This window comes from Chitinibacter sp. ZOR0017 (assembly GCF_000799095.1).
GTDB lineage: Bacteria > Pseudomonadota > Gammaproteobacteria > Burkholderiales > Chitinibacteraceae > Chitinibacter > Chitinibacter tainanensis.
The window spans coordinates 1-6,522 of sequence record NZ_JTLG01000024.1 but is presented as its reverse complement, the minus strand read 5'-3'; the positions used below and the strand labels follow the sequence as shown (position 1 = coordinate 6,522).

The window sequence follows — 6,522 nt, the reverse complement described above, 5'->3', positions numbered from 1 at the left end:
CGACGCGCGGATAGTAATTGCCTTTGGCGGCATTTTGCTCTTCGCCCGCGGCTTTGTAGCTGAGCCATTTCATGCGCACTTCAGGGTTTTTGAGGATGGTTTGCTCGACAGCGTCTTGCAGGCTGGCCGCGCCCGCTGCCGTGGCCCAGGCAATCAACGTACAGGCCACACTTAATTTCAATTTCATACTCATTTCCCCAGCAGCAATCATTCATCGAATGGATTCAGTCTAATTGCAAATTGGATAGCCAGCCGAATTGCCCGCTGCAAACTGTATTTTTTGGCGCGATTGTAGCGAGATACACACGCTTGATAAATCTGGCGTTTATACTGGGCTTTTGCGACTGAAGCGACGCTCCGTTTATTTCCCATGCTGGCTCTCCGCCCTTTTTATCTACGCCTGCGGCCCCTGCTGCTTGCCCTCAGCCTGGGTGGCCTGCTGCTGGCCAGCTGGCCGGCGTGGTCGAATTGGGATTTCGATAAATTATTAAAAGTTGCGCAGCAAAAATACGGGGCGAATGCCGCCAAAACCGTGAGCGAAGTGCAAAACCTGCTCGGTAGCCTGAAAGCCGCGGCCGAGCCGGACAAGCTGAAACGGGTCAATGAGTATTTCAACCGCAAGCTGGCCTTCACCGACGATAGCGCGCTGTGGAATGCCCCCGACTACTGGGCTACGCCGCTGGAAACCATCGGCAAACAAGCCGGCGATTGCGAAGACTTTGCCATCATCAAGTACTTCGCCCTCAAGGAATTGGGCGTCGCACCCGAAAAATTACGTATGAGCTATGTCAAAGCCAAAATTGGCGGGGCCAACAGCACCGTCACTCAGGCGCATATGGTGCTCACCTACTACCCCACCCCGGACGCCGAGCCTTTGATTCTGGATAACCTGATTACCGACATCCGCCCGGCCAGCCGCCGGCCAGATCTGGTGCCGGTATTTAGTTTTAATCAGGCCGGGATTTTCACCGGCGGAGGGAACCAGCCGGCCGGCTCGATTGACCGGCTGTCACGCTGGAAAGATGTTTTGCTGCGCATGCAGAGCGAAGGGATTGATTTTTAAGGATTTGGCTATGTCGTTATTTCGCCAGGTATGGCTCATGATTATTGGCTCGGCACTGCTGGCTTTCGTGGCCGCCTTGCTGGTCAGCACGCTCAGTGCCCGGGATTACCTGCAAACCCAGCTCTACACCCAGAGCAATGACACCGCCGCGGCGCTGGCGCTGTCGATGTCACAACAAAGCGGCGACCCAGCCATGCTGGAGCTCATGAGCAGCGCGCTGTTTGATTCCGGTCATTTCGAGCTCTTAATTGTGCGCGACCCGCATCACAAGGTCTTGATTGAATTACGCAATAAAGAGCTGCCAAGCGACGTGCCGCACTGGTTTGTGCAGGCCTTTCCGATTCAGGTGCAGTCGGGGCAGGCGCTGATCAGCAATGGCTGGAAACAGGCTGGCTCGGTCGAGATTCGCGCGCATAGCAAATTTGGCTATGAATCGCTGTGGAGCAGTGCGCAAAAACTATTTATCTGGATGCTCCTCGGGGGTATTGCTGTCGGGGGCTTGATGCACTTTGTGCTCACACGTATACGTAAGCCGATTACCCAAATTACCGAACAAGCCCACGCGATTACCGAGCGCCGCTTTATCGCCCTGCCCGAGCCGCGCTATATCGAGCTGCGCCCCGTTGCGGCGGCGATGAATGTGATGGTGGCGCAAGTGAAAGCCATGTTTGACGAACAGGCAGCGCGGATTGATCAGCTGAAAAAAGATGCCAACCGCGACCCGGTAACCGGCCTAGCCAATCGCAGCTTTTTTATGGGCCGGCTATCCAGCTTGCTGGGCGGTGAAGACAGCCCGCCAGAAGGCTATTTGCTAATGCTACGCCTGCATGATCTGGGGCAAATTAACCGCAACCTCGGCCGTGAAGCCACCGACCGCTTGCTGGCCGAGCTGGCTGGCTTGCTGGCCAAACAGGCCGACGAACACGAAGGCTGGGTAGCAGCCCGGCTGAATGGTGCCGATTTTGCCTTGGCGGCGCCCGAATTAAGCGATGGCACGGCGCTGGCCGAACAGCTGCTGGCCGAGCTGGGCGCCTTGGCACCGAGCGAAACCAATCTGCTGCATCTGGGCTACAGCCACTACAGCCGTGGCGAGACCATGGGCGAATTGCTGGGCCGCACCGATGCCGCGCTGGCCCGCGCCGAAGCGCATGCCCACAATGCACTGGCCGATGCCGCCCATCAGCCAAGCCAGAGCAGCAAACCCAGCGCCGAATGGCGCAGCCGCCTGCAAACGGCGATCGAACAGCAGCAATTTGTGGCGCATAGCTTCCCGGCGATTGATTGGCAGGGCAAAGTGTTGCACCGCGAGCTGATGTTGCGCCTGCCCGATCTGGAAACCGACGAGTTATTGTCCGCCGGGGTGTTTATGCCCTTTGCCGCGCGCTTTGATCTGCTGCCGGCCATTGATCTGGCCGCGATCCGGCTGGCGCTAGAGCTGCTGGCGGCGCAGCCTGATGATGTGGCCGTGAATGTGGCGCCGCAATCGATGCGCGACAGCCGCTTCCGCCGTGAACTGGTGCAATTGCTCCAAGCCGAAACGCTGGCCACCCGCCAGCGGCTGTGGCTGGAAATTGCCGAACAGGGCTTGGGGCAAGATCTGGAGTCGCTGGCGACGTTTGCCGCTGAAATGCATCAGCTGGGGCTCAAAGTAGGGATCGAACACTTTGGCCGCCAGTTTGGCAGCATGCCGCGGCTGTATGATTTACCGCTGCATTACCTGAAAATCGACGGCAGCTTTGTGCACGAAATTGATCAGCACGAAGGCAACCAGCATCTGGTCAAAGCCATGGTGGGTATCGCCAGCAAACTGGGTATCCGCACGCTGGCCGAGCTAGTGCGTACCGAAGGCGAATGGCAACAACTGCAAGCGCTGGGCCTGCATGGCGCGACCGGGCCAATTACCCAGCATAAGTAAGCAACAGCAACTGGGTATATCGCTGCAAGCTTTATTTGAAAATATCTGTAGCCATATACCCACGCAAGCCGATTAACTTACCCACAAAAAAAGCCCCCGTGTTATGGGGGCTCAGATTGATGACCAACCCCACTCGCGAAGCGAGGCCCCCCTCAAGGAAGGGACGGGAGGGTGGGAATAGAACACCAAGGCTGTAGATTCACAGCTTTATTTCCTCAGTCTCGGCTGTGCCGAGACTTGAAGAATGTTAGTTATTCCACTTTGCTAGCAGCCTAAGCCCCCGTAGATACGGGGGCTTTTGCATGCAGTGACGAAAGCTTAGTCGGTCAGCAGGTTTTTATTGTTCAACAGGTTTTGGATCACCGTTTGATCATTGCTGCCGGTGGCGCCTAAATCGACGTTTTTCAGAATGATGGTCTGATCTTCAGCGCCTTTGTAATCGGCCGCCAGCCCGGTGAATTTACCCGCACTGCTGATATGCACAATGGTATCGCTACCCGATTTCTCGAAATGCAGATACTGGGTGAGATTACCGCTGTTTTCCCCTTGCAAGAGATCACGCAGATCCAGCGCATCGCCGGTATTAGCTGTTTTGTCAAAATCCACAATCAGGTCAGTGGCATTGTTCACCACATTCACCGTGCTGCCCACACCGTAGACATTGCCCGCCCCGGCAGCCGTGGCCCCCGGTGTACTGGCCTGATCGCCCAAGGTCCATTTAAAGACATCCGAGCCGGCATCACCGCGCAGCAGATCATTGCCAGCACCGCCGACGAGCAAATCATTGCCAGCGCCACCGCGCAGAATATCCAGCCCGGCGCCGCCAAACAGCTTGTCGTTGCCGGTACCACCATACAGCGCATCGGAGCCGTTTTCGCCAAACACGGTGTCATCCCCTGCGCCAGCATTCACCAGATCGGTCACCGGCTGCATCTGGTTCACAATCGATTGCACCAGTTTGTCGTTATTAGCCGTTGTGGCCAAGGTGCCATCGGCAGCCATAAGGAAATCTTTGCGCGCGCCGGTATAGAACTCGGCCAGCGTCCCCTCGAGGACCGAATTATTGGCACTCTGGGTTTCACCCATGTAGATCAGATCATTACCGGCCCCAGCCTCAACGTGGTCATTGCTGCCACCGGTGAGAATTACTTGGCTATTGCCGGTGCTGGTGGACGAATATTGCGCCCCGGCCTGCGGCACATTATTGGCATTGAAGTAAGCCGAAGTCGCCACATCAATCACATTGCCGGCGCCAGACTCAGGCCCTTGCACAAAGTAAGACCCTACCCCGCCGTCACCGGCACCGTTGAGCACCGCATCGGGTGGCACCACCCGCACAAAAACAATCGCCGTATCCGTGCCACCAAAGCCATCGCTGATGGTGTATTCAATCTGCGCCTCACCCAGCCAGCCATTGCTAGGGGTAAAGGTCAGCGTGCCATCGGCATTTTTGCTCACCGTGCCATTGCCGGCCAGTACGGTTGGGGTACCAATAATGGTCACGGCATCCCCCTGCGCATCGCGGTCATTGCTCAAGACATTCACCGTTACTGCCTGATTTTGCTTGGTAAAGGCGTAATCATCTACCGCGATTGGCGCCGTGTTGTAACGTGGCGGAATGACATTCAGGGTCAGAATGCTATTCGAGGTGTCTTTATCGCCATCGTTGTCGATCAACGTGTAGCCAATTTTCTCTTGGGTAGTGGCGGTAAGGTTAGTGGGTGGCGTGTAGGTGTACTTACCATCATCCAGATCAACCACAAACAGGCCGCCCAGCGCAGTGGTGATTTTCAGGACATGGTTAGTCGCATCGAAGCTGTATTTATTGCTAGTTGCCGACGGGGTGATGGTATTCGCCGTGGCGTCAAAGGTGTATTTGATGCCATCGACGGTCACATCGTTAATATGCCCACCATCGGCGCCAAACAGGCTCGATGCAGTACCACTCACCGCAATCTGACCCGATGTGGGGGTCAGCACGGTATCGCGCAGGATCGGTGGCAATTGCGACAGATCAGTCACGATAATCGCATTGGCCTCTGTACCAGTGCCGACGCCATTGTAGGCCAGCGGATCCAGATTCGTGCCACTCACACCAGAACCCAAGCCGATGGCCAGCGAGTTGATGTCTTTGCTGTTGAGGAAATTGGTCCAGTTGGTGATTTCTGTCCCAACAATCCCCACGCTACCGGTGCCATTGTCTTCGGTTGGCACGCCATCCGAGAAGAAATAGGCCACATTCTGTCCGCCAGGCAGTTTGCCAGCGTCATCGTAACGCGAGGTAACCTGCTGCAGGGCGGCATCGTAATCGGTACCGCCACTGGCAGTTAAGGCCGCCAGCACTGATTTCGCTTCTGCTGCGGTAATCCAGGTCGTGCTACCCCGAACACTGGCGGAGCTGCCAAAGGTCACCAGCATGACTTTCACGTCACCGACATTGTCATAGTCATTGATCAGCTGGGTGAGCGCCTCTTTGGCCACCTGCAGGCGGGTTTTGCCAGCAATCCCGCTTGGGTCATTCATACTGCCGGAGATGTCCAGCGTGAGAACCAGATTGGTATTCACATACGGCATTTGCACATCAACCGTTTTGCTGACACCCAGCGGCATATCGTCTTCAACGTTCACCGTGAATTTACCGCTGGCGCTCAAGCTACCATCGCTGGCCGTCACAGTAACGTCAAACGAGTTTACGTCTTCCACACCTTTACCGGCATGATCCAGGGGCCCGTTCAAGGTGACGGTGTATTTACCGCTCGAATCAATATTGATGGTGAGGATGGGATTGCCATTCACACTGCCGACCAGATTGGTAGTGCCATTACCCGACCACACTAGCGGCACACCACCCGAGCTCAACCCGGCTGGGGCCGTGAGCGCCAAGCTCACCGCAGCGCTATCTACATCACCAAAAGTCACAGTGCCCTGAGCGGTAGTGCTGTCAGTCGTATCGCTGGTACCGGTCGTATCTTTCAGGCCGCCCGATAGGCCTTCTTCAGACACGCTCACCGCGGCCGTATTGATAGTCAGAGTGGGCGCATCATTTACGGCAGTGACTTTAATCGTGCTCACGGCCACATTGCTATCAAGCGCACCATCGTTGACCACCACGTTGATCGTGCGATCCACCGTGCTTGGGTTATCCGAGCTGGAGCTAAAGCGGATGGCCTCAATCGCGGTTTCGTAATTGGCTTTACTAGCAAGGCCTGTGAGCGTGATGACGACCTGGCCATTCGCCAGCGTTTGGCTTGCGGTAAGACCAGCCGGCAAGGTGCCCACCGTCAACAGATCACCAAGCTGTGGATTAGTCAGCGTAATCACCGCTTTGGTCAAGTTCGCGCTATCCACATCGGTAATCAGTGAGTCGGTATCCGCAATGGCCACACCTGCGCCATTCTCGGTATAGCTCGTGCTGTAACCAGTACCCGTAGCGCTGGCATCCAGATCCAACACTGGCGCGTCGTTCGTGCCATTGATGGTGATGCTCAGTTTGGCGCTGCTGGTGGTGCCGTCGGCATCGCGAACGGTGTAGGTGAACACTTCG

General features: G+C 56.3%; 3 protein-coding genes and 1 pseudogene. 2 read left to right on the top strand and 2 right to left on the bottom strand.

Annotated elements, in window-relative coordinates; translation table 11 throughout:
* Positions 1-187: pseudogene (locus L991_RS09820) on the bottom strand (hypothetical protein); the annotation flags it as partial.
* A 183-nt stretch (positions 188-370) separates the two neighbouring features.
* On the opposite strand from L991_RS09820, the gene L991_RS09815 reads away from it, so the two are divergent.
* Both L991_RS09815 and L991_RS09810 read left to right on the top strand, forming a co-directional pair.
* The gene (locus L991_RS09815; RefSeq protein WP_081986621.1) at positions 371-1,063 is read left to right on the top strand and encodes a transglutaminase-like cysteine peptidase; all 693 of its coding nucleotides are present in this window, start codon (positions 371-373) and stop codon (positions 1,061-1,063) included.
* A gap of 10 nt (positions 1,064-1,073) precedes the next feature.
* On the top strand, positions 1,074-2,978 hold the full coding sequence (locus tag L991_RS09810; RefSeq protein ID WP_047394758.1) for an EAL domain-containing protein: 1,905 nt from the start codon (positions 1,074-1,076) through the stop codon (positions 2,976-2,978).
* A gap of 318 nt (positions 2,979-3,296) precedes the next feature.
* Here L991_RS09810 and L991_RS09805 read toward each other — a convergent pair.
* On the bottom strand, positions 3,297-6,522 hold a 3,226-nt coding region (locus tag L991_RS09805; protein ID WP_047394755.1), incomplete at its 5' end, for an Ig-like domain-containing protein.

What these genes read in the sequence shown, in the direction of transcription:
- L991_RS09815 (WP_081986621.1), top strand. Translation starts at nt 371, where the DNA reads ATGCTGGCTCTCCGCCCTTTTTATCTACGCCTGCGGCCCCTGCTGCTT.
- L991_RS09810 (WP_047394758.1), top strand. Translation starts at nt 1,074, where the DNA reads ATGTCGTTATTTCGCCAGGTATGGCTCATGATTATTGGCTCGGCACTG.